The organism is Paenibacillus sp. FSL R10-2748, from assembly GCF_038005565.1.
GTDB classification, from domain to species: Bacteria; Bacillota; Bacilli; order Paenibacillales; family Paenibacillaceae; genus Paenibacillus; species Paenibacillus polymyxa_B.
This window is the reverse complement of sequence record NZ_JBBOTK010000003.1, coordinates 85,784-109,456: the sequence shown is the minus strand read 5'-3', so window position 1 is coordinate 109,456 and position 23,673 is coordinate 85,784. Positions and strand designations below refer to the sequence as shown.

Genomic DNA, 23,673 nt, shown 5'->3' with positions numbered 1-23,673 from the left:
CGCTGCATTAAAGAGGGTGAGGCAATCCCGCCCAGCATAGCCGATGGTTATCGTTAGCTATACGGGCGGAATTGCCGAGTTTATCTCTTGATCATTTAATTCATCTTTCCACTTATCGATATCATAAATGACTTTAAATTTTTCTTTCAACTGAGTATCATCTTCAATTGGCACAAAGCTGTCCAATTTCATATGGAAGTCCAAAACATCTTTTTTATGGTCATACATCTCTTCTAGAATCTCAATGATTGTGGAAAGTCTAGATTTAAATGATAACTTACAATCCTCTTTGTCCTCGAATATATATATATTTTCTACCTCTCTAAAAAAAGAGTTTCCTTCGAAATATAGCTTGTTACAGGTCATATGGATCTGCATCAGTGGTTCGCATATTTGCCAATCTGCTTTCAGCATAGCGTTTTTGAGCGATATATGTGCTCCACTAATATAATAATAATCTCGATAAAAACACATTGTACAAGAGGCTTTCATTATTTTAATTTTAGAATCTACAGCAGGATACCCTAATACAAATCCTTCAGCTAATAATTTCTTGGAAAAGTAATCTAACGATTTGATAAATAATTGATATCCAAGTTCCTTTCCTTCCTCATCATCTTTATGACAACAATAATGAATAATATCTTCATCCACTTGTTTATTTTCGTATTTATATCCCATTCCAGCCTGAATATGATCAATATGAATTTCGACTCCTGCAAATAGGTCATTTAAACTTGTTATTCTAGAATGATTGCCTTTCAAATGAATATTCAAGTCAGCAGTATATTCTCTGTAGAGTATACAGGTGTCTTTAATATTTAATTTAATGTGTTGTCTTTCCATAAAATCAATGATTCTCTTAAGATGCAAGTAATCATTCCCTATTAAAATTATTTTCTTATATTCAATTGATCTATCATCAGCCTGATTCAAATGAACAGCAATACAAACATCCTGATCGTATTTTATTAATGCTTCAATACTTTCAATAATCCTATTTCGTAACGCAGTTTGTTGAGGAAAAGGCATTGTTAATCCCATGTATTTTGATTCTAAGTTAGGTAGTAACTCCATTTGATCATTAAGATAACGTATCATATTATCAAAATTATATTTCTTAGTACTTTCATTCATAAGAAACTGTATCCTCTCATATTTTTTTACGAGCTGGCCTACTCTTCTTGGAATATCTCCTTCATATTTTCTATTTCTCGATGAGTAACTTCCGTGCGATTTTGAAAAAACACTTCCGAATCGTTTCAGAGATTACTTACTATTGCGACGTCTAAACTTATTAAAAATGTAATGTCTAAATAGAACAATTAAAATTTCGGGTAGTAATACAGTAAATATGTATAACAATATAATGAATGGTAACGACGAAATGAAAGTTTCAGCGCCCTGGCCTGTTTTCACACGTTCAACTAGCAGCCACCACATAGGTACTGATACAATCCACATCAAGACATTAGAGATGATTACATAAAGAGTATTTTTCCATAGCAGACAAAATAAAATTGCAACCACCATCTGGACTCCCCTATTATCATAAAACCCCATTTTCCATCTCCTTTTTTCTTTACAATCTATTTCCACTTTTTTGATAGGTATATTTTATCATTCTATTTATTTCCACAATAAAAATTCAAGCTCTATGAAATCAACAACGTTGGTGATAATTGTTCTGCTTTATCGTATTCTCTTAGAGAGTTGATTTAATACTTAAAAAATTTTAGAAAAGGTGTCCCTTTCGGTCCTCTTCATTTGTTATACAGACATAGTTTTCTTTTTAATCAGAGGGGGTGCCTAAATCTTTGAATGAGGAAATCGAATATAGAATTAAACGGGTCCAAGCTGGCGAGATCCAGGATTACGCCTACATTGTAAAGGAGTATCAGCGTCAGATTTTTGTGTACTGCTGGCGGATATTAGGCAGTGAGCAGGAAGCGGAAGAGGCTGTACAGGATATTTTCGTTAGTGCTTTCGAGAAAATTAGTATGTACAGGCCCACAGTGGGTTTCTCCTCCTGGCTGTATAAAATGGCTTATCATCACTGCCTAAACCTGATTCGCAGGAAGAAACTACAGCGCAAATTTAAAATGACCCTGTTCACCTCAACTAACATGACTTCAGACAGTGCTGCGCAGGTTATGGAACGTCAGCTTTTCAGTGAACCGCTGAGCCGGGCATTGGACCAACTGAATGCAGAGGAGCGAAACCTGTTGGTGCTGCGCATTTTTGAAGAAAAATCGTTTGGAGAAATCGGGGAAATTATGAACAAAAGCGAGGAAGCGATCAAGAAAAAATACGGCAGAACAAAAACAAAGCTCAAAAAAATGATGGAGCCCATAGAGGAGGACCCAAAATGCGTGAATTACAAGACAGAACTCAGGAACAAGGCCTGAAATACACCGATCTAAAAGACAGAGGCTTAAAAAACATGGACATGCTGACAGAACCAGAGAGTGTCCTAAAAATCCAAGCTTTTGACGTCTCTGATAAAGTGATGGAACAGGTCTACCAAAAGGCGAAATCCAAAAAGGGACTCATTGTAAAAATGCGTCTTCAGCCGCGCATCACCGCTCCTATCATGATCTTGCTTTTTGTATTGGGCGTCTCTGTGACTGGATACGCCGCTTCGCAATATCTGGAATTCCGTAACAGTAAAGGCGATGTCGTATTAAATACCGCCAAAACACCTGCCGAAACGGACGCTTCCAAAACGTATACAACCACCTACACACAGTGGAACGAAGAGGTGACAGACCGTCTACAGCCTGGAGAGTATGCCGCCTATTACGTTAAGGACGATTCTATGAATCAACAAAATTCGTCAAATCCCGTCCTGTTTGCCTACAAGCCGACTGAACTTTCTAGCTTCAGCAGTCTGCAGGATGAAATCAAGCGGACAGAAGCTCCGCTGTTGCATAGTCCCACTCATCTGCCGAATGGCTACCGGTTTGATTTCGGATACGTCTACCCAGTCGCTGCATATCCTGGGATGATGAACAAAGAGGAATATCGGGCTTTAACGGATAAACTGACGCAACAGGCTAAAGCTGCACCGAAAGGTGAAAATCTGTTTATTCAAAAGCTGAGCTGGGACAAGTCAGACTTCACCCTCGCCCGGTATGCGAGAGGAAATGACTATGTAAACATCACCGTCACCAAATACGCTCCCGAAGTCACAAAGACGACCGTGATGCAAAATGAACAGGATTCGGCTGAGGAACTGATGATTAAAGGAACCAAGGCCTATTACATCAGAGCAAGCGAAACAAGCAAGCCCTTGGAGGTAGGAAAAAATCGACTGGGATGGCTCGATGAAAAAAGACGGTTACACTACAACATATCTGATAACCAGGACAGCCCGCTGAGCAAAGAAGACCTGGTAAAAATAGCTGAAGATTTGCTTAACGGTTCACCGCAATAGCTATAAAAGAAAAATTTCAAAGAGAGACCATCCCTTTTTTAAGGGTGGTCTCTCTTTGAAGAATAGTCCTTATACCTTTTCCTCACAAACTATTACGGCATGTTCCACAATCTTTTTACCTCAACTAATTCCTGATCATTGAATTCCATTCTGTATACGTCTGGTTTGGATGATGTGTAGTAAAAAATTCAAATCATACTGCTTGTCATAATACTCCATCATTAAAGTCATTACAGCTCCATGAGTGCCTAATGCGACTTTCTGTCCTCGGTAGATTTTTAGCAATTCCTTTAAGACTGTTATACTTCGGTTCTGACAAACTGCATTAGACTCTCCTCCCGTTAAAGCAAAGTTGGGATCAGAAAATGACTTATCTAACAAAGGGAATAATTCATCATCGGGGATTCGGTTATCTTCACTAGAAAAAATTCTTTCTTTACCTTTTGCTAGGGTGGTTTTCTCTTGTTTCTTATTGCATAAATTTTTCTTGAAGGTGACGTTACGTCATTTGCTATACTGACTGAGAACGACATGCTAGAGCAATCAATTGGATGTGAGCAATGGATGGACAAAGAGAACTATCTGACGACAGGACAGCTTGCCAAACGTACAGGGATAACGGTCAGGACATTGCGATATTACGACCAAATTGGACTTCTGAGTCCAGGAGGTCATCGCACTGGATCCATAAGACTGTACAACATGAAAGATATGGAAAGACTACAGCGAATTCAGATGTTGAAGTATCTAGGGTTATCGCTTCAAACAATAATGGACATTTTAGATGCAGAGTCGCCATCCAACGGAGAGATCAGACACTCGTTGCAAGCACAACTCGATGTTTTACAAAAGAAAATTGCTCATACAGAGCACGTAGTACATGCAATACGAGATGCTATGGAAATGTCGGCTTATGGCTCCGATTGGAACCATTTGGCGGATGTTATTCAAACCGTGCAGAGTGAGCAAAATTGGGGGGAGCAATATCGGACGGCGAACCGCCTGCAAACGCGGATACATCTTTACGACAAGTACAGTACAAATCCCCAAGGCTGGCATCGTTGGATCTTTGAACAACTGGAGGTCCAACCGGGAGCCCACATTCTCGAGTTGGGCTGCGGCGACGGGACCTTTTGGATAAGAAACGCCGAACGAATTCCAAGCAGCTGGCGTATCCCGCTTACCGATATGTCAAGCGGGATGGTGGAAGAAGCACGTTGTCGCTTGGGAAGCAACAATCCGCAGTTTAAGTTTTTATCTGTTGACGCGCAACAGATCCCATTCCATGAAGAGCAATTCGATATGGTTATCGCTAACAACATGCTGTACCACGTGCCGGACATCCCTAGAGCAATCCGCGAGATGCACCGTATCTTAAAGCAAGGAGGTATAGTATGCACCTCTACAATGAGCACTCAACACCTACAAGAGGTCGAACACTTGGCGGTTTCGTTCGATCCTGAGCTTCATGTGTTGGATCATGCTATTAAACGGTTCCACCTGGATAACGGAGGGGACTTGCTGTCTTCTTGCTTTTCCGATCTTCGGTTGCTTCGATACGAGGACTGTTTGTTGGTCGACGAAGCGGAACCCCTGATCGAATATATAATCTCGACTCCGATGAACGCAAGAGAGCGACTTGTCGGAGCGGCTATTGACAAGTTTCGAGACCACGTCAATCGGCTTCTGCAGCAGAACGGAACTCTCGAAATGACTAAAGAGAACGGAATCTTTCTAGGGAGGAAATGAGATGAAGTCACAACAGTATCACCCAAGAGTACGGATTGTAAAAGAGGAGCTTCTATCGGATAACTGGTACATCTTAAATAAGGTCACATTCGAGTTTGAAAAAAATAATGGACAATGGGAGACACAATCCCGTGAAGTGTACGATCGCGGCAACGGCGCAACGATCCTGCTCTATAATCAGCACAAACAAACCGTTGTACTGACCAGACAGTTCCGGATGCCTACTTATCGGAACGGCAATGAAACTGGGATGCTTATCGAAACCTGTGCAGGACTACTCGATAAAGAAACACCGGAAGAAGGTATTCTTCGGGAGACGGAGGAGGAGACGGGATACCGTATCGACCGTGTGCAGAAAGTTGGCGAGGCCTATATGTCACCGGGCTCCGTAACCGAAATCCTGCACTTCTATGTAGCCGAGTATAGTGAAGATATGACAACGGGTGACGGTGGTGGCCTTGAGGAGGAGCAGGAAAACATTGAAGTAATGGAACTTCCGTTTGCTCAAGTGCTAAACATGGTCGAAAGCGGCGAGATTCGTGACGCCAAGACAATAATGCTGCTCCAATACGCTCAGATCAAGGGTCTCTTAAAAGTGAAATCGAAACCGCTTCATATCCTTATCGCAGGCCCGTATCGATCTGGAACGAATGATGATCATGTATTAATTGAGAAGAACGTCAACTACATGAATGAAATTGCTCTTCAAGTTTACGAGGCTGGTCATATGCCGGTGCTGGGGGAGTGGTATGCTTTGCCCCTTATCGCGACAGCTGGTTCCACTGCTTTGGGAGACGAGACTTTTAACAGAATCTTTCATCCGTCTTCCATTCGCCTGCTTGATTGCTGTAACGCCGTGCTTCGAGTTGGAGGACCTTCTCAGGGTGCCGATGAAATGGTAAGGGTGGCGAAAGAGAAAGGATTGTTGATTTACGAACGGCTCGACGAACTTCCGTTGGTGTGATATATCCTCTTTGACCAGACCAAAGACAACTTGCTCTGGGCCTCCTCCACGGATCACCCGAAGAATCTCTCAATCAACTGAGACACTAAGGGAATTGCGCAAATGTTTAACATCACTCATCGGTGGACGCCCAAACATGCGTCCATATTCCCGGCTGAACTGCGAAGGGCTCTCATAGCCAACGCGAAAGCCTGCATTGGCGGCTTCCACTCCCTCCGAGAGCAGCAAGCGGCGTGCAGTCTGCAGTCGAATGGCCTTCTGATACTGCAGAGGACTTATAGCCGTTACCTTTTTAAAATGCTTATGTAAGGAAGAAGGGCTCATATTTACTTCCTTCGCCAATTCTTCAATCACAAGAGGCTTAGAGTAATCGCGGGTTATCAGATGGATCGCTTTGGAGATGCTATGTGCATAGCTACCAACTACGGCAAATTGCCTGATTAAAGCCCCCTGCTCACCTTGTAATACACGATAAAGGATCTCGTGCGTGATAAGCGGCGCAAGAAACTGAATATCCGCAGGCGTATCCGAAAGTCTGACAAGCCGAAGCAGCGCATCAAGCAGCAGAGGATCAAATTGGCTCACCAGTATGCCGCGTCCAGTCTTTACGTTACATTGAGGAGGACTCTTCTTGATAATATCCAAAATGACGTCTGGACTAATGGATAATTGAAGACTTAGATAAGGGAGCTCCGACGAGGCCTGAGTTATTTTACCAGTTACGGGAAGCTGAACTGATGTGACCATGTAAGTTGTTGGATCGTACACATAGTTTTCTCCAGCCAGCATTGCTGTCTTTGAGCCTTGTGCAACCACGTACAGGGAGGGCATATGGACCGTATGATTCAGCTCGGACACATCGCTTGCACGTCTGAAATAAAGTCCTGGCACAGACGAGACAAACGTACCATCCGAAGACGCATGTTGATGAATTAAATGAATCAGTTCTTGTAGATTCGTAGAAATATCAGAGGGGGGAGGAGACGAAATCATTCATGCTTCACCGTCCTTTCCGTTGAACGCTAATATTGATGTGCTAATTATATGCACGCCGAATAGGATTAGGCAAGAATTGGACTTGATCGGTCTACCTGTCTCAAGCGAATTCTACTTAAAATTTACTTGCAAGGCCAACAAAGGGCCTAAGGCAAATAGATTAGAGGAAGAGGGATTGGGCTATGCATTTGGAAGGAAGAATAGAGAACAAAGTCGTCGTGATTACAGGTGCAAGCAGCGGAATTGGAGAAGCAACAGCACTGTTGCTTGCCGAGCGTGGGGCAAAAGTCGTGCTTGGAGCGCGCGGAGCGGATCGCCTTGAAGCGCTGGCGACACGCATTTCAAATGGAGGTGGCGAAGCTGTTTATGCACGCACTGACGTGAGACGGCGCGAGGATCTGTGCAACCTCGTTAATTTGGCTTGCGAACGGTACGGGAAGCTGGATGTTCTCGTCAGCAACGCTGGCGTTATGCCCATTTCCCCTCTCGAAGATCTGTGTGTCGAGGACTGGGAGGACATGATTGACGTCAACATTAAAGGCGTTTTGTACGGTATAGCCGCAGCGTTGCCTATCTTTCATAAGCAGGGTTCCGGACACTTCGTGAACATCGCTTCTGTAGCAGGACATAAGACTGTGCCGAACCAGTCGGTCTACTCCGGTACGAAGTTCGCTGTGCGCGCCATCTCAGAGGGGTTGCGCCAGGAGGCTGGTGACAAGCTGCGCGTGACCATCATTTCGCCTGGTATTGTGCAGACGAATTTCACGGAGGGTATGACCAATCCCGCATTGAGAGATCAACTCGCTGCCATCCGGGATAAACTAGCCATGACACCGGACGCGGTAGCCCGCGCAATTGGATTCGCAATTGAACAACCGGATGATATTGATGTGAACGAAATCGTGATCCGCCCAACCGCACAAATGTAACATAAGTGCTTTACCCTGGAAGCTGATCATCCATGTAATTAAATCCGCCCGTTGGACCACCCTCCGGCAGGGTCGCCAGTCGGACCGCCATTTTCGCTACATCCTCCACCGACAGCTCTGTCTTTTCTCCGCCCATCCGTTTTAACCAAGCCGGGGTAGCAATCCGCTGCACCAGTTTATTGGACAACTGGAACTGAATAGAGCCTATAGCGCTCTACATAATTACTGTGATCACTGTAGCAGACACCGAAAATGCAGAAGGATTGCAAAATTTTGTATTGTTAAGCAAGCATTTTAGCGGTGGGAATTCCTTCCCACCGCTTGGTGTTGTTATTTATTCAACTTTAAAATATATCGTAAGATTACTGCACATTTTATTAAAGAGTAGTGGGATGATCCAGTTACCAGCCATGCAAAAATTAACGATGAAGCGGTTCTTTTTCGCCCAGTCCCAGCACCTCCGTTGTGGAATCGTAAATTTCTTGGTAAAGCTCTGGGTTTTCCGCTAGTGACACCCCATAAGAAGGAATCATCTCTTTTATTTTTGGTTCCCACTCTTCCATATGTTGTGGGAAGCATTTTTCCAATACTTCCAGCATAACGTGAACAGCAGTAGAAGCACCCGGAGAAGCGCCGAGCAGTGCAGCTACCGAACCATCAGCGGCACTAACCACCTCCGTACCAAATTGAAGTGTTCCTTTACCGCCCTCCGTATCTTTGATCACCTGCACACGTTGACCCGCTACCACAATCCCCCAGTCCTCGATTTTGGCGTTCGGAATAAACTCGCGTAATTCTTCCAGACGCTTTTCATTCGATAACATTACTTGCTGGATCAGATATTTGGTCAATGCCATCTCTTTTGCGCCTGCGGCCAACATCGTGATGAGATTATTGGGTTTTACAGAACCGATCAAATCCAAATTTGAGCCCGTTTTCAAGAACTTCGGTGAGAAGCCAGCAAACGGCCCAAATAGCAGTGCTTTTTGGTTACCGATGTATCTTGTATCCAGATGCGGAACAGACATGGGAGGAGCACCAACCTTAGCTTTACCGTATACTTTTGCATGATGCTGGGCGACAATCTTAGGATTGTTACATACCATAAATAGTCCACTTACCGGGAATCCCCCGATATATTTGGACTCAGGAATACCAGTTCGTTGTAGCAAAGGTAGACTTCCACCCCCACCACCGATAAAGACAAATTTGGCATTATGGTATTCGATTTTACCGTTGTCCAGATTATGGACTTTGACTTTCCACGAGCCGTCGCTCGCACGTTTAATATCCTTAACACTATGTTTGTAATTGATCTCGACGTTTTTACTTTTTAAATGCTCAAACAACATGCGTGTTAAAGCACCAAAGTTGACATCTGTTCCAGAGTCGATTTTGGTTGCCGCGATTGGTTCATTCAATGTACGGCCTTCCATAATCAACGGAATCCATTCCTTCAGCTTTTCAGGGTCGTCGGAAAATTCCATGCCTTGAAACAGAGAAATAGTTGAAAGCGCTTTAAACCTTTTTTTCAAAAAAGATACATTTTTCTCTCCTGTTACCAAACTCATATGAGGTATTGGTTTGATAAAGTCCTGTGGATTACGAATCAAATTGCTGTTTACAAGAAAAGACCAAAACTGTCTTGAAAGCTGAAACTGCTCATTAATGTCTACAGCTTTACGAATATCTATAGATCCATCAGCTTTCTCGGATGTATAGTTCAGTTCGCACAGTGCAGCATGGCCTGTACCTGCATTATTCCATTCGTTAGAGCTTTCTTCTCCCGCGTTTGCGAGTTTCTCAAACACTTGAATTTCCCACTCCGGTGCTAACTCTTTCAGCAATGATCCCAGAGTCGCGCTCATGACTCCGGCACCAATTAAGATAATGTCTGTTTTTTTCTGAATGCTATTCATAAAAACCTTCCTTATCTCTTATATTTGCAAAAAAGAGCAGGCCCTCCTGCTTAGATGATACAAGAAGCAAGGCTCCACTCAGGAACATATCTTTTCTGTCTCTATTATAACTAAAATATAATCTTTTAAAAATTATATTGTCTATTATCTGATAATTATAAATCATTTCTGCTAAAAAGTGAGAATTTTCTTTGCAGAAATAATAAGAATTGATCACGCTGTATTATTTGAGCTTCACTTACTAGCAGTAATAACAGACACCAAAAAAGCGTTTAGAAGCAAATGATGTAGAGTACAGATTTCCAATGATCGAATCAACAGTCCATGTATATGAATAATTCGGTAAAATATGTCTTTACGGGATAGGCCTTTCTAATTGCACTAACGTTTTCTGGAATGAGCTTCACGGTTTATAAATACTTCATCATAATATTCAAAACGGTCTGTTGTTGATTCTCCCAAGCATAATCGGAGTTATCCATAATAAATGATTGAAAAGGGAGTTGCTCAATGATTTGCAATTCTAGCTCACGTCGGTGTTCAAGGAACTGAATATATCCTTCATACCCGTAAAGTCCCTTGTTCTTTCCATAATCTTGCCCCGTATGGTACCAAATCGCGAAATCTAACCATTCTTGAGATCTCATTGTTTTAACTCGCTCAATCGTCTCACGCACATTCGGTTGCTTCAAATAGAACAAAATTGGATTTAACTCCTGAATTTGCTCCGCAATCTGTAATACATGCTGAATAAAACGGTCTTCTCCAGCATCATGCCGGGCGAGTAATGCACACCCTGGGTTCTGTAAAAAACAGCATTCGAGTATCATCAACTTTTCTTTTTCTCGCTGATCTTTAACAAAAGACTTCCAACGTTGAATCATCAACTCGCAATACTTTTCTACGGGTACTCCATCGTAGATTTCATAACGCCGGATTTCCTCATACAAACTAGAGGGAATTTCATTTTGGGCTGATTGCTGCGCAAGCGCATAGGCGATTAAAGCGTCGTTGCCATTCAAAGATATAAACGGATCAATGTAATGAAACGCCTCGGAATAGATTGATCGAAGCTGATCAAGTTCTTCGTTTGGCATACATGCAACCGATTCATAATCAGCGGGATGTCGTAAGTCCCCTTCTAAAAATAGTTCGGATTCTATTTGATGTGTGTTTAACATGTCATGTATGTACCTAGATAATGTGGATTTGCCAGAGCCAGGTATACCTTCAACGATAACCAATTTCGTTTTCGTAGCTGGTAAATTGGACATAGTATCACATCCTTATGAATTAAATGATTACCTTAAGGAGAAACCAATTATCCCGTTATAATGCCAGATAGCTTAGGAACCTTCCCATATCTATACATTCTTAGAAAACTAATAAAAAGCACTGGGTCCTGAGGACTGACCCAATGCTTTTAGTAGATGACTATCTTCTAGTTACTTAATAATCACGTATTCCAGGTTAACCAGTTTTGCATAAGTAACAATTTGGTCTGTGGTTAGATTCAAGGAAACCACGGTATGGTGACCGCCGCCGTTCTCAATCCATGCTTTAACCCCATCTTGGAAGTTTGGCTTCACGTTCCACAGTACACGGGCCACTGGAAGATTTGGAGCAGGAACTGTCGGTTCAAATGCAGTAACCTCATTGATCAGCAGTTTATAATGCGTGCCAAAGTCAGCCATGGAAACAACTACACCGTCTCCTGCCTTGCCGTCAAACACCAGACGGGCTGGATCTTCACGATCGCCGATACCTAACGGTGAAACGATGATTTTAGGCTTGTTGCTTGCCAACGTTGGGTCAACTTCAAGCATATGGGATTGAAGGATCGATTCCTGACCAGCCGCCAATTCATAGGTGTAGTCTTCCATAAAGCCAGTGGATTGGTTATGGCTCATTACTTTAAGCAGGCGATCGAGCGCTGCCGTCTTCCAGTCCCCTTCACCGGCGAAGCCGTATCCTTGTGCCATCAAACGTTGAACGGCAAGACCAGGAAGCTGTTTCATACCATAGAGGTCTTCGAAGTTCGTAGTGAAGGCAGTATAGCCGCCATTATCCAGGAACCGTTTAAGGGCAATTTCATAGCTTGCTTGCACTCTTACGCTGGCTTCCCAAGCTTCCTTGCTGTAAGTACCATAATCAAATTCATAGAGTTCGGAGTATTCTGCAAACAAAGCATCAATCTCTTCTTCTTTCACAGCATTGACGTACTGAACAAGGTCGCCAATTCCGAAGTAGTCAACGGTCCATCCAAATTGAATTTGGGCTTCGACCTTATCGCCTTCCGTAACGCCAACGTTACGCATGTTGTCGCCAAAGCGGGCAACTTTGATATTGAAGCTTTCGTTATAAGCAACCGCTACATCCATCCACTCTGCGATTTGCTTCTGCACTTCCGCACGTTCCCAGTACCCTACGACCACTTTATTCTGTTTCTTCAGACGGGCATTGATGAATCCATATTCACGGTCACCATGAGCTGCCTGATTGAGGTTCATGAAGTCCATGTCAATCGTAGCCCAAGGAATACTTTCATTGAACTGTGTAGCAAGATGAAGCAGCGGCTTTTGCAGCAATTTAGTACCACGAATCCACATTTTTGCAGGTGAGAAGGTATGCATCCACGTGATGACACCGGCAACCTCGTCGCGATAGTTGACTTCTTTCATAAGGCTAGTAATTTTGTCTGCACTAACCGCCAGATCCTGCAATACAAGCGGATAAGGCAGAACGCCACTCTTATTTAAGGCATCGGTCATTTCTTGTGCGTGTGCTTTGACTTCTGCTAATGCTTCTTCTCCATACAGATGTTGTGAACCTACGACAAACCAGAACTGTTTTGTACCTACTGTTGACATCATTCATCCTCTTTTCATAATTTTTTAGTTTATATTACTTTTGCCCGTAGTACGCGTCTTTCCCATGTTTGCGTAAATAGTGTTTATCTAGAATGCGTTGCGGCAATTCTTCAGCAAAATGATTCAATTCTCGTGCGAATAAATTCATTTTCGAAACTTCTTCCAACACGACGCTATTCATGACTGCCGATTTTGCATCTTTCCCCCAAGTGAAGGGAGCATGACCCTTAAGCAGAACACCCGGCACTGCTAAAATATCCAGCCCGCGCTGCTCAAAAGTTTCGATGATGACACGGCCGGTTTCCGCTTCGTAACCACGATCAATCTCCTCTTGTGTCAAGAAACGGGCGCAAGGAACAGAACCATAGAAGGTGTCTGCATGAGTAGTCCCCATTACAGGTACATCCAGGCCTGCTTGAGCCCAAATGGTCGCCCAAGTTGAATGCGTGTGTACAATACCGCCGATCTCTGCATAATGCTTATAAAGCACGGCGTGAGTCGGTGTATCTGATGAAGGTCTCATTTCTCCTTCAACAACATTGCCATCAAAATCAACAACCACCATATCGCTAGGTTTCATCGTGTCATAACTAACACCACTAGGTTTGATAACGAATAAGCCGCTCTCACGATCAACAGCGCTTACGTTACCCCAGGTGTATTTCACGAGTCCATGTTTAGGCAAATCCAGATTGGCTTGATATACTTCTTCTTTCAGTTGCTCTAACACATCAATCCCTCCAGTTTTCCACTAGATTATCTACAGCAGCCTGTTCAATCGCTAGACCTTGTGTATAGCGTTCCATGAATGCTTCGAATCCCTTAACGTCGGAACTGTCAGGAGAAATTTCTTGCCCCTCAGCATCTCTAAATACTTTTTGGTCGAGGAAGTCTTCCAGACTTTCTTGTTGAGCCTTGTTCATCATGTAAGAAGCCAGAATAGCAATACCCCACGCCCCGCCTTCTCCAGCTGTTGACATCACTGATACCGGGACATTCATGGCAGCCGCAATGATTTTTTGTCCGACGATAGGGGTTTTAAATAAACCACCGTGAGCCAGTATGCTATCAATTGCGACATTTTCTTTCTTTGTCAAAATATCCATTCCGATTTTCAAAGCAGCAAACGCAGTGAAAAGATGAGTCCGCATGAAATTGGGCAAATTGAAACGGCTCTCAGGGGAGCGGACAAACAATGGCCGGCCTTTCTCTATTCCGGTGATATTCTCTCCTGACAAATATCCGTAGCTAAGTAAGCCGCCGCCATCTGGATCTGCTTCCAAAGCCTTGTTCAGCAACACACTGAATAATTGGTTTGGATCGGCCTTTTGCCCCATTGCCTCATAGAACTCACGGAACAATCCCAGCCAAGCATTGAGATCACTTGAACAGTTGTTGGCATGAACCATTCCGACCGGATTACCATTCGGTGTAGTCACCAGATCAATTTCCGGATATACCGCTGAAAGATCCTTCTCTAATACAAGCATGGCAAAAACCGAGGTTCCCACAGAGACGTTGCCAGTCCGTTTCCTCACACTATTCGTAGCGACCATCCCTGTTCCCGCATCACCTTCTGGAGGACAAAGCGGAATACCTGGTTGTAAATCTTCGGATTTATCTAAGATTTTGGCTCCCGCGGCGGTTAGTACACCTGCCTGCTCGCCTGAAATATAAACTTTAGGGAGAATTCCTTCTAACTTCCAATCGTAACCTTTGGCTGCAATGAGTTCATCGAACTGCTTAACCATCGATTCGTTATAATCATGTGTAGTCTCATCAATTGGGAATATGCCCGAAGCATCTCCGATGCCAATGGACTTATTGCCAGTCAGCAGCCAGTGAATATATCCAGCTAACGTCGTCATAAAATCAATCTGAGGGACATGTTGCTCTTCGTTCAATATAGCTTGATACAGGTGAGCAATACTCCATCGCTCAGGGATGTTGAATTGGAATTTATCGGTTAACACTTTTGCCGCAACACCGGTTGTCGCATTCCGCCAAGTCCGGAACGGAACAAGCAACTCACCTTTGCTGTCAAAAGCCATATATCCGTGCATCATTGCAGAGAATCCTATAGAACCAACGGTACGAAGAGTGATTCCATATTTTCGCTCAACTTCTTGCTTCATTTCACTATAAGCCTCTTGTAGACCCGTAATAATACTCTCTAAGTTGTACGTCCAATATCCGTCTACCAAGAGATTTTCCCACTCATAGCTTCCAGATGCGATTGTTTCAAAATGATGATCAATCAGCACTGCCTTGATACGTGTGGATCCAAATTCGATACCAAGTGAGGTTTCTCCCTTAGTAATCGCTTGTTTAATGTCTTGATCCATGCTCACGTGACTCCTCTCTCTGAACAACTGTTATAATCGCAATAATTGAAAGAAGACGCTTTCTTTAATTTACAACCTTAGTATATTTTTTGTTCGTACATTTGTCAACACGAATACGTAGTTATACCTACAAATATTCTTACGAATTGAATGTTTCTCTATTTTTCCTTTAGTATTACTGCATGTTGGGCAATGGATTATAATAAGTTCATAATTATGCTAAAATATGTACATACAAATATTATGGGTGGGTAAATTGGTATTAGTACAACCAGGAAAGAAGGAATAAAGTGAAACCAAAGTATCAGGTCATCCTTGAGGATATAAAAAGCAACATTCTATCAGGAGCATACAGCGTAGGAGAACAAATTCCAACGGAATCGGCTTTGCAGGATATGTATAAAGTTAGTCGCCAGACGGTACGAAAGGCTATTTTAGAACTATCCAACGAGGGTTTTTTAAGAAGTGAAAAAGGATCGGGCACTTACGTCAGCAACCAATTCCGATCAAAAACCGGCGGGAATTCCAGTAATAAAACCATCGGAGTCATCACGACCTATATTTCTGATTACATCTTCCCTTCTATTATTCGCGGGATTGAAGCTAGATTGAATGAAGATAATTATTCATTGCTATTAGCTAGTACAAATAATGATGTCGCACAGGAAAAGAAAGCTTTGGAGATGATGTTGTCCTTTGGTGTGGATGGCTTGATCATTGAGCCTACGAAGAGCAATCTATATAATCCCAATATCTCTTACTATTTGACGTTCAAGGAGCAGGATGTTCCGTTCATCATGATTAATGCTTATTATGAAGAGTTGGAAGTTCCCTTCTTTTGTCTCGATGACGTACAATCCAGCTATCTGGCAACAAAAGAATTGATTGCTAACGGACACACACACATTGGTATCATTGCCAAAATGGATGATTTACAAGGAAAGCATCGAATGAAGGGCTATATCAAAGCGCTTGGAGAAGCCAAATTACGGTTTCACCCAGAGCAAGTGCTCTCATTCTATACAGAGACGAAGCAGGACCTGTCCGCCAACTTAAAAAAATTCCTTACCGAACAAAGAGACGGGTTAACCGCAATTGTCTGCTATAACGACGAGGTAGGATTAGAAGTTGTACATGTATGCAGACAACTTGGGATATCTGTTCCCGAAGACATATCCATTATTGGTCAAGATAATTCCTATATTTCCAAAAATGCAAACATCAAGCTAACCACATTAACACACCCACAGGAACAAATGGGACGTGATGCCGCCGATTGGGTTATTAAGAAACTGCAAGGGAAGAAGGATCTACGCAACCACACCTATTATCAGCCCGTGTTGATTGAAGGGGAGACGGTAAAGAAGAAACTGAAGTAGATGGTGCTCACATTACCTCCAATTATGAACCGCCAGTTTGCCATTAACATTAGGGTATGCTGGCTTGAATTTATGGCGGGAACGTAAGTTTTAATAAATTTCATACAATTGGAGGTAAACATGAATCTAAAAAGGATAAAATATTTTATAGATCTCGTTGAATGTAGAAACTTCACAGAAACAGCAAAGAAGAATTTTGTATCGCAAACTACGATTAGCCAACAAATTGCCTCACTTGAGAATGAGTTCAACATTCAGTTAATTGATAGAAAACAAATTCCGATTGAGCCCACCAAAGCGGGATGGCTGTTTTATGCAGAGGCCGTCGTGCTCTGGAAGCAATATAATCATATGAAAACAAGCATGGAAAATTTTCAAAAATATAATACCCAGCTATTGAGTATCGAATATGCTGCAATCACAGATATCCAAAGCTTATTAAAATTTATCCCTTCATTTAAAGAAAATCATCCAAAGATTAAACTTGAATTAAATAAAGTATTGCTAAAGGATATCGCTGAGTATCTGCAAAAAGGAATACATGACATAGCCATTGCCTTTGACTCAGAGTTTAAAGGGAAAGAGGAAATCCTAACCCATACATTATATAGCGGACGATACTGCGCGGCCGTAAGTAAACAACATCCCCTCTTCAGTTTTGAGTCCATCTCAAAGGAAGAATTATATAAGTATCCGCTTGTCATGCTGAATCCAATGGTTATTGGAGACTCCTATTATTTAATGATTCAGCATGCCATGGAAGATGGTTACCAGCCCAACATCCTTAGAACCGCAGACGATGTCGAAACAAAGCTGTTTTATATCATCACAGAGAATTTAATTGGCTTTTTCCCAGATAACTATGATCTTGCTGATCTGAAAGAAGAGGTCCGACTCATTCCCATACAGGGTTCACACCATACTTTTAAAATCGAAATAGGCTACTTAAAAAATAATTCTAATCCAGCATTGTACTCATTCCTACAACAAATACAAAATTCGTTTTAGCAATAGCCCATAAGTTTTTTGTATTATACTTTGTTATTTTTTTCACATAATATATAAGTATAGTTCATTTCAGCAAGGAGTGACGACAAACATGGGTAAGTTATTATTAACGGGTGTGGATGGCAATCTGGGCAGACAAGCGGCTGAATTTTTATTGAAATTAGTAGAAAAAGACCAAATTATTTTTTGTGCATATGATCCGGCATCTTTACAAGGGTATGCAGAACAAGGTATTGAAACGCATGTGACCAATTTCAATAAAATAGACGGCCTTGCAGAAGCCTTTGCTAATGCAGATAAAATTGCTTTAATCTCCATGCCTTTTGTGGGGGTAAAACGCCAAAATGCGCACAAAAACGTGGTCGATGCGGCGAAAGAAGCTGGAGTAAAACAAATCATCTATACTTCATTGGTTAACGCGGCGGATGAATCCAATCCAAGTGTTGAAAAACTGGACCATGTCTATACAGAAGATTATATCAAAAGTGTCGGGTTAGATTATATTTTCCTGCGTAATTCGCAATATGCGGAAGCTATGGTTACCAATTACTTCACCTATGTGAAGTCTGACGGCGTGTTGAAAAACAACCAGGGTGACGGCAAGATGGCCTATATCTCACGGAAAGATTGTGCAAAAGCTGTCGCTTATGCATTAGCAGCAAGCAATTATCATGAGGCGATATTAAATATAAATGGTCCTGAATTAATAACAATGTCCGACTTTATCGAGATTGGAAATAAAGTAACGGGTCATCATATTACCTACAAGCAGATCACGGATGAAGAAAACTACGCCATATTTGATGCCATGGGTGTTCCCAGAACAACGGATGGCAAATTTGCAGAGGACTCCGAAGCCCCCTTCTCTTCTGAAGGTATGGTTACCTTTGGACAAGCTATTCGCTCAGGAAAAATGGATATATTTACGGACGACTTCAAGAAGCTGACGGGCCAAGATCCCGTAACAGTGAAATATATGTTTGAACATGCGAATGAGTACCAAGTGGGTGAACGACACTCCAAAGATAATTAATTCAAGTCATGATCATGTTTGCGGAGAGATCGGAAGCTGATTTACATCCGATTTCTCCAATTGCGCTTTTGCCTACTTTAGTATTCTCCTTTAATTACAAAAAACGAACCCCGAATTGTTCCAGCTAGTTTTGACTTCTGCCTAGCAAACTTAAACTTCCCTTCTAGCTCCTTTGGTACCTCCATCCCCTCAGAAAGCTTAAACCCAACGGCCCGCTTCTTAGTGTCATCAACCGTATACATGACGTTGACCTCAAGACCATCCTCATAAAAGACATAAGCAAATTTAATATTTTCCACTTGAAAACGTGACGTTTCTAAAGGTTTGGCCGCAAACTCAATATCACGCTCTTTCAGAATTCGGTTCACATAATCTAGGGTCTCCTGACTTTCACTAGCTGACACAACCGTAAATTCATGCTTGTATTTGTTCATAAAGTAACGGGCTTCATTAGCACGCAAACCAGCAAGCGCTTCTACTACAGGTGAAGACTCTAAACCAACCGTAGACACATTATTAAAATCAACGATATAGGGCATTTCCATCTCTCCTTCTATCTCATTATTCCCCAAAAAACTTGCCGCTATTTATGTTACGGTTCTGGCGCTCGCAACTTACTGGTATACATAAATCGTCACCGATCCAAAGGAATATTCTCTCCAACTTCCTTCTGTCTGAGGGAACATGGGCGTTGGGAAGCATGTCAACTTGAACTCAGTTAGGGTATAATCGGCAGCAACAAATAAGAATCAAATTCATCCCCTGTATATAGAGTAATGTCTGCATCCCATACCCTGTCATCCCCCGTCTGAGTCAGCAGTGCGCAGCCACTTTGATTCTGGCTTCCAATTTCCAGGAGCAATCGGTTTCCTTTAGCTACAACAATTGCGCTATCCCATATCTCAATATCCAAGCAATAGACTTCTCCTGGAACCAGCTTTTGAACCTCATCGAAGGTGTAATAAGGCTTACACTCCGTGGATAATTCATCATCAGTTTTACGTAAGGAAGCGCGCAACCACCCCTGGCTAATTGGAAATTTCTCTGTTAGTGCTCCTGAGTTAACGACCTCATTGCCTAGTGAGTCAAAATTTCGCAAAGATACGAAAATGTCCATATCATCTGTAGTTGACGATGCCCACAAACGGAGTTTGATAGGCCCGAGAATTTCTGTTTCGTTATCAAACGGATCGGTTTCAAACAGAACACGCTTTGAATTGTTTTCCTCTCTCGAGAATTCTTTCACCATAAAAGGCTTCGCCCAGTGCTTTGACTCGCACTCCTTATCGCCTTCATAGCAAAGCTGGGCCTTGGCTTGCGGAGGCTCTTGCGAAAGCAAATTCGAGCTTGCATCAAGGTAAAAGCGGGTCCATTGGGTGCGCTTAAGCGGATACTCGTTCTCGTAGCGCCATGTGTAGTTATTGCCTCCGCGAGGAATGGCAAGCTTTACTTTCGGTTCTCTCATTATGCCAGTATCGATTCCTTTAAGCCAATAATCCAGAAATTTTTTCTGCAGTTCCCGACCCTGAGCGGTGTAAAATGCACCAACATGGCTCCCGATATGTACTTCAAGCCACTTGTGCTCTGATACCGCATTCTGAAAACCCAGGAAATTTCCACGGGTATGCATTCCGGCGCTAAACCAGTTGCTTGCGGATAATAAAGGCACCTCTACTTTACTCAAATCAGAAAATCGATTCGTCCACGATTGATCACGTAATGGATTGTTTTTTACCATCTCCGGGAAATCAGTGCGATTGGCTTGCAATTGTTCTTCCGAGAATTTTCCATCGGGATTGTATTGATGCGCCAAAACTCCGTTCTTCCACCAGAATGAAAGAAAACCGTTCGCCTGGATTCCGCCCGGATAACAGAATTCTGCATAATAATCTACTGTACCTTCCCAAGGTATGATACAAGCTAAATGAGGAGGCTGTTCGGATGCCACGGCCCATTGACTCATAGCCAAATAGGAGATGCCCAGCAGTCCTATCTTTCCATTGCTCCATGGTTGCGTTCCAGCCCATTCGATTGCATCATAATAATCCTTCTTCAAAGAATTTGATAATATATCCAGCTTTCCTGGAGAATTACCGATACCACGTTCATCTACTCGCAAGACAGTATAGCCTTGCGGCACCCAAAATTCAGGATTTGGTGTTTCCCAACTAATTAAGGGCCCTTTATCCTGCGAGTGTGTATATTCTATTGCGATTGTTGGATTAGCAGGAGCAAATTGAGAGAAATGAAGATCCTTTCCATACGGACACATCGTCATGATTACTGGAAAACTCCCATCCACATTAGGCTGATAAAGATTTGCGGCGAGATAATTCCCGTCTCTCATAGGAATCTGTACTTCTTTCCAAGTAAGTTCATAAAAGTGATTACTTCTTTCGTTAATGTCGATAGGTAATGGATTCATAGCTTGCCTCCATTTGATAGTTTTTCTTCAAACCAGTCAATCAATAAGCAGCGTGCTTCTGTATCCTGTTCAATCGCATTGTGAACTTTAGGTCTCTTTCTGATTTCTTGCAAGGGGTTCACTCCCTTCAATAATTATTCAGAAAAGTTTTAGTACACGTGTACTAAAATCAGTATATTCCTGCAAATACAGCAACTCAACTCTGGTCTTTATTGGGAATGGCACTCTTGGCTGAGGATTTTCGCAAATTATCTCTCGAATTCTTCCGTATTCTTAATCAAGCTACTTATTTCGGCTTGAAGGAACAATTTATGATATAATGCTTTTGATTTCAAGTGCATAGCACAAACGCTCTAAAGGAGATAGAAATGGATATTAATTTAAGGGATAAGATCCTTGAGACTTCAATTGAATTATTTAATAAAAAAGGATATGCATATGTAACATTGAGGGATATTTCCGATGCGTTAAATATAAGTCCTGGTAATTTGACATACTATTTCAAAAAAAAACATGATCTTATGATTGGTGTTATGGCAATGCAGTATGAAGAATACCAAAACTTAAATTTCTCAGCGGAGGTTTCTATCGAAGGGCTGAATCAGCAGTTTTTAATTCTTAATGCATTCCGTAAAAAATATTTCTTTTATTTCTCCAGTTTTACAGAATTGCCTAAGTTGTATCCGGAGATAGCTAAAATGCAAATTAAGGTTGTTAATGATTTCTATACGCTTTTTACCAACATATTTAAGGGGTTTGTTAATAAAGGAATTATGAAAGAAGAATTATATGCCGGGCAATATGAAGATTTGGCTATTTCTTTACTATCGATAAATATGTATGGCACACAGGAAATAATTCTTCTCCAAAAGTTTCTTCCAAATCCCAAAAACATCTTGTCCATCCTATGGAGCCTTATACTGCCTCATCTAACCAAAGAAGGAATGGCCCTGTATTGTCGGATAACGCAGGTTGATAAAACTATCCCCCCCAAGCTATGCTACAAGCCAGATCAATCGGATGGAGGCTTGGAAGGCTCAACATGAGGCCGCCAAGGCATCTTTTTGTAGCGGCAAGTTTTTGAATAAGGACCATCCCGATAAAAGGATGGCCTTTAGGACCGCTAATCTACTATTTTAATTGCCTCGATATAAAGTTCGATTCTCACTTCATTCCCGACAACAATCCCGCCTTTTTCCAGATGCGAGTTGAATGTCAAGCCAAATTCATTGCGTTCGATACTGGCTGTTGAATGAAATCCTACACGTTCCCGGCCACGAGGGTCTTTATTTAGTCCTTCAAAAACGGTATGAAAAGTGATGGGTTTTGTTACTCCATGCAAAGTTAGATTGCCCGTAAGCTCATATTGCCTTTCGCCAGCAAGGACGCAGCTGGTGCTTTGAAACGTAATGGTTGGATACTTGGCTGCATGAAGGAAGTCGTCGCTCTTCAGGTGTTCATCTCGTTGCGATTGGCGAGTTGTGATACTATTTGCGTCTATGGAAGCTTGAATACCCATGGTTGTTAAATCATTGGGGTCAAAATTCAAGCTCGCTTGGAAATGCTCGAATACTCCTTTGATTCTATTAATCATTAAATGCGTTACCGAAAACTCAACGGAGCTGTGGTCCGCATCCACTTCCCAATTGATATTGCTCATAAATAAATTCCACCTCTATGATAAGATTTGAGAAAGGTCGCCCTATCTCCAAAACACTGCGCTATTCGCATGCTCCTAATATACAAAAACGCTACTGACAACGGGATGTCAGTAGCGTTTTAGCATTTTTTCGGCTTCCTCGTAAATCCGATTTCGGACTGTACAAGAAGCATGGGGCTGTCTCATAAGGGGCGGCCTTTTATTTCGTTGTATTTTAGAATCCCGACTATAACGAGAGCTGATTTCTGCCTAAAAGTTTATTTTCGAGAATCAAGAATAAACATAGATGCATCTTGTCCCATGAATATTTTACTTCCATTATAAAAAGTTTTGGATTGAATATCTCTATACCCTATTTTAGTCATAATGTCAGCCAGCTCTTCTTGATTAAATCCGTTATGAACTAAATCTGAAACTACTTTTTCATTTTTATTAAAGTCTACAATTAGTAAATGTCCTCCTTCATTTAGAACATCCAATAATCTGGATAAAACGAATTCAACATCATGAATATGGAGCAGAACCTGAGCCATAAAAATATAGTCAGCATGAAGATCCGATAGACCTTCCTTTTCAAAATCAAAGCATATTGTATCTGCATTATGAATATGAAGATCAGTAATTTTTTGTTTTATTTGATTAATCATGTTTTGTGAAGTATCCAGAAAAAGCATAGAATTAAAATCGTTTAACAAGTTCATTCCGACAAGACCCGTTCCACACCCAAAATCAATAGCATTCTTACTATTAGCGTCAACTACATATTCACGAATGGCATCAGATGATGCCTTTGCAATTTGAATTCTTTCCGAAGTGTCATATATATTCGCTATCATTTCAAACTTATCCGTATTTCCCATAATTACCTCCCCAATCCGCCTTAATAAAATCCTGAATACAACAATATAGAATGATATTCTATCAAGCATTAGCATTTAGTCCACATTCTTATTCATGCTT

The 23,673-nt window shown here is 41.9% G+C and carries 21 protein-coding genes and 1 pseudogene; 9 read left to right on the top strand and 13 right to left on the bottom strand.

The genetic code is table 11. The annotated features are described in order from the left end of the window. Positions 1 to 57: 57 nt before the first annotated feature. Complete coding sequence (locus NSS66_RS10420) at positions 58 to 1,137, bottom strand: elongation factor G (protein ID WP_226887728.1); 1,080 nt, start codon at positions 1,135 to 1,137, stop codon at positions 58 to 60. Positions 1,138 to 1,817: 680 nt separating this feature from the next. Here NSS66_RS10420 and NSS66_RS10415 point away from each other — a divergent pair. Continuing rightward, positions 1,818 to 2,408: an RNA polymerase sigma factor gene (locus tag NSS66_RS10415; RefSeq protein WP_023991071.1), complete on the top strand. Its 591-nt coding sequence runs from the start codon at positions 1,818 to 1,820 to the stop codon at positions 2,406 to 2,408. Beyond that, positions 2,369 to 3,436 (top strand): DUF4367 domain-containing protein, encoded by a 1,068-nt coding sequence (locus NSS66_RS10410; RefSeq protein WP_075154988.1) that lies wholly within the window; start codon positions 2,369 to 2,371, stop codon positions 3,434 to 3,436. Before NSS66_RS10415 ends, NSS66_RS10410 begins: the two co-directional genes overlap by 40 nt. A 92-nt stretch (positions 3,437 to 3,528) precedes the next feature. Here the strand turns inward: NSS66_RS10410 and NSS66_RS10405 are convergent. Then, positions 3,529 to 3,877 (bottom strand): annotated as a pseudogene (locus tag NSS66_RS10405) (histidine phosphatase family protein); the annotation flags it as partial. 123 nt (positions 3,878 to 4,000) lie between these two features. Between NSS66_RS10405 and NSS66_RS10400 the strand changes: the two are divergent. Beyond that, on the top strand, positions 4,001 to 5,185 hold the full coding sequence (locus NSS66_RS10400) for a MerR family transcriptional regulator (protein ID WP_340958903.1): 1,185 nt from the start codon (positions 4,001 to 4,003) through the stop codon (positions 5,183 to 5,185). 1 nt (position 5,186) lies between these two features. After that, positions 5,187 to 6,149 carry a GDP-mannose pyrophosphatase NudK gene (gene nudK, locus NSS66_RS10395; protein WP_023991075.1) on the top strand — a complete coding sequence of 321 codons (963 nt, stop codon included), beginning with the start codon at positions 5,187 to 5,189 and terminating at the stop codon, positions 6,147 to 6,149. Positions 6,150 to 6,218: 69 nt separating this feature from the next. Here nudK and NSS66_RS10390 read toward each other — a convergent pair whose 3' ends face one another. Then, positions 6,219 to 7,142 (bottom strand): AraC family transcriptional regulator, encoded by a 924-nt coding sequence (locus NSS66_RS10390; RefSeq protein WP_068939247.1) that lies wholly within the window; start codon positions 7,140 to 7,142, stop codon positions 6,219 to 6,221. Positions 7,143 to 7,327: 185 nt separating this feature from the next. On the opposite strand from NSS66_RS10390, the gene NSS66_RS10385 reads away from it, so the two are divergent. Beyond that, positions 7,328 to 8,074, top strand: coding sequence for an SDR family oxidoreductase (locus NSS66_RS10385; protein ID WP_034095129.1), 747 nt, complete (start codon positions 7,328 to 7,330; stop codon positions 8,072 to 8,074). Between the two features lie 10 nt (positions 8,075 to 8,084). Here NSS66_RS10385 and NSS66_RS10380 read toward each other — a convergent pair whose 3' ends face one another. The 6 genes from NSS66_RS10380 to NSS66_RS10355 all read right to left on the bottom strand — a co-directional run bounded on the left by NSS66_RS10380 (position 8,085) and on the right by NSS66_RS10355 (position 15,208). Continuing rightward, positions 8,085 to 8,261, bottom strand: a complete 177-nt coding sequence (locus NSS66_RS10380; protein WP_023991078.1) for a hypothetical protein — start codon at positions 8,259 to 8,261, stop codon at positions 8,085 to 8,087. 232 nt (positions 8,262 to 8,493) lie between these two features. After that, on the bottom strand, positions 8,494 to 9,993 hold the full coding sequence (locus NSS66_RS10375) for a malate:quinone oxidoreductase (protein WP_028540946.1): 1,500 nt from the start codon (positions 9,991 to 9,993) through the stop codon (positions 8,494 to 8,496). A 410-nt stretch (positions 9,994 to 10,403) separates the two neighbouring features. Further along, positions 10,404 to 11,267 carry a hypothetical protein gene (locus NSS66_RS10370; RefSeq protein ID WP_340958901.1) on the bottom strand — a complete coding sequence of 288 codons (864 nt, stop codon included), beginning with the start codon at positions 11,265 to 11,267 and terminating at the stop codon, positions 10,404 to 10,406. Between the two features lie 171 nt (positions 11,268 to 11,438). Then, positions 11,439 to 12,863, bottom strand: a complete 1,425-nt coding sequence (araA, locus tag NSS66_RS10365) for an L-arabinose isomerase (RefSeq protein ID WP_023991081.1) — start codon at positions 12,861 to 12,863, stop codon at positions 11,439 to 11,441. 34 nt (positions 12,864 to 12,897) lie between these two features. After that, positions 12,898 to 13,593, bottom strand: a complete 696-nt coding sequence (locus tag NSS66_RS10360; protein ID WP_023991082.1) for an L-ribulose-5-phosphate 4-epimerase — start codon at positions 13,591 to 13,593, stop codon at positions 12,898 to 12,900. Position 13,594: 1 nt separating this feature from the next. Next, positions 13,595 to 15,208, bottom strand: a complete 1,614-nt coding sequence (locus tag NSS66_RS10355; RefSeq protein WP_028540947.1) for a xylulokinase — start codon at positions 15,206 to 15,208, stop codon at positions 13,595 to 13,597. A gap of 290 nt (positions 15,209 to 15,498) precedes the next feature. Between NSS66_RS10355 and NSS66_RS10350 the strand changes: the two genes are divergently transcribed. The 3 genes from NSS66_RS10350 to NSS66_RS10340 all read left to right on the top strand — a co-directional run bounded on the left by NSS66_RS10350 (position 15,499) and on the right by NSS66_RS10340 (position 18,628). After that, positions 15,499 to 16,587, top strand: coding sequence for a GntR family transcriptional regulator (locus tag NSS66_RS10350; RefSeq protein ID WP_023991084.1), 1,089 nt, complete (start codon positions 15,499 to 15,501; stop codon positions 16,585 to 16,587). Between the two features lie 120 nt (positions 16,588 to 16,707). After that, complete coding sequence (locus tag NSS66_RS10345; protein WP_340958899.1) at positions 16,708 to 17,595, top strand: LysR family transcriptional regulator; 888 nt, start codon at positions 16,708 to 16,710, stop codon at positions 17,593 to 17,595. A gap of 91 nt (positions 17,596 to 17,686) precedes the next feature. Then, complete coding sequence (locus tag NSS66_RS10340; RefSeq protein WP_023991086.1) at positions 17,687 to 18,628, top strand: NmrA family NAD(P)-binding protein; 942 nt, start codon at positions 17,687 to 17,689, stop codon at positions 18,626 to 18,628. Between the two features lie 77 nt (positions 18,629 to 18,705). On the opposite strand, the gene NSS66_RS10335 is transcribed toward NSS66_RS10340, so the two are convergent. Together NSS66_RS10335 and NSS66_RS10330 are read right to left on the bottom strand one after the other, a co-directional pair. Beyond that, complete coding sequence (locus tag NSS66_RS10335) at positions 18,706 to 19,167, bottom strand: hypothetical protein (RefSeq protein WP_023991087.1); 462 nt, start codon at positions 19,165 to 19,167, stop codon at positions 18,706 to 18,708. A gap of 179 nt (positions 19,168 to 19,346) precedes the next feature. Continuing rightward, the gene (locus tag NSS66_RS10330; RefSeq protein ID WP_340958898.1) at positions 19,347 to 21,053 is read right to left on the bottom strand and encodes a CocE/NonD family hydrolase; all 1,707 of its coding nucleotides are present in this window, start codon (positions 21,051 to 21,053) and stop codon (positions 19,347 to 19,349) included. A 368-nt stretch (positions 21,054 to 21,421) separates the two neighbouring features. Between NSS66_RS10330 and NSS66_RS10325 the strand changes: the two genes are divergently transcribed. After that, positions 21,422 to 22,099 carry a TetR/AcrR family transcriptional regulator gene (locus NSS66_RS10325; RefSeq protein WP_340958897.1) on the top strand — a complete coding sequence of 226 codons (678 nt, stop codon included), beginning with the start codon at positions 21,422 to 21,424 and terminating at the stop codon, positions 22,097 to 22,099. A 77-nt stretch (positions 22,100 to 22,176) separates the two neighbouring features. Here the strand turns inward: NSS66_RS10325 and NSS66_RS10320 are convergent, their stop codons facing one another. After that, a complete protein-coding gene (locus tag NSS66_RS10320; RefSeq protein WP_023991091.1) occupies positions 22,177 to 22,713 on the bottom strand; it encodes a YceI family protein in 537 nt (178 codons plus the stop codon). 257 nt (positions 22,714 to 22,970) lie between these two features. Beyond that, positions 22,971 to 23,573: a class I SAM-dependent methyltransferase gene (locus tag NSS66_RS10315; RefSeq protein ID WP_023991092.1), complete on the bottom strand. Its 603-nt coding sequence runs from the start codon at positions 23,571 to 23,573 to the stop codon at positions 22,971 to 22,973. Between the last annotated feature and the right edge of the window lie 100 nt (positions 23,574 to 23,673).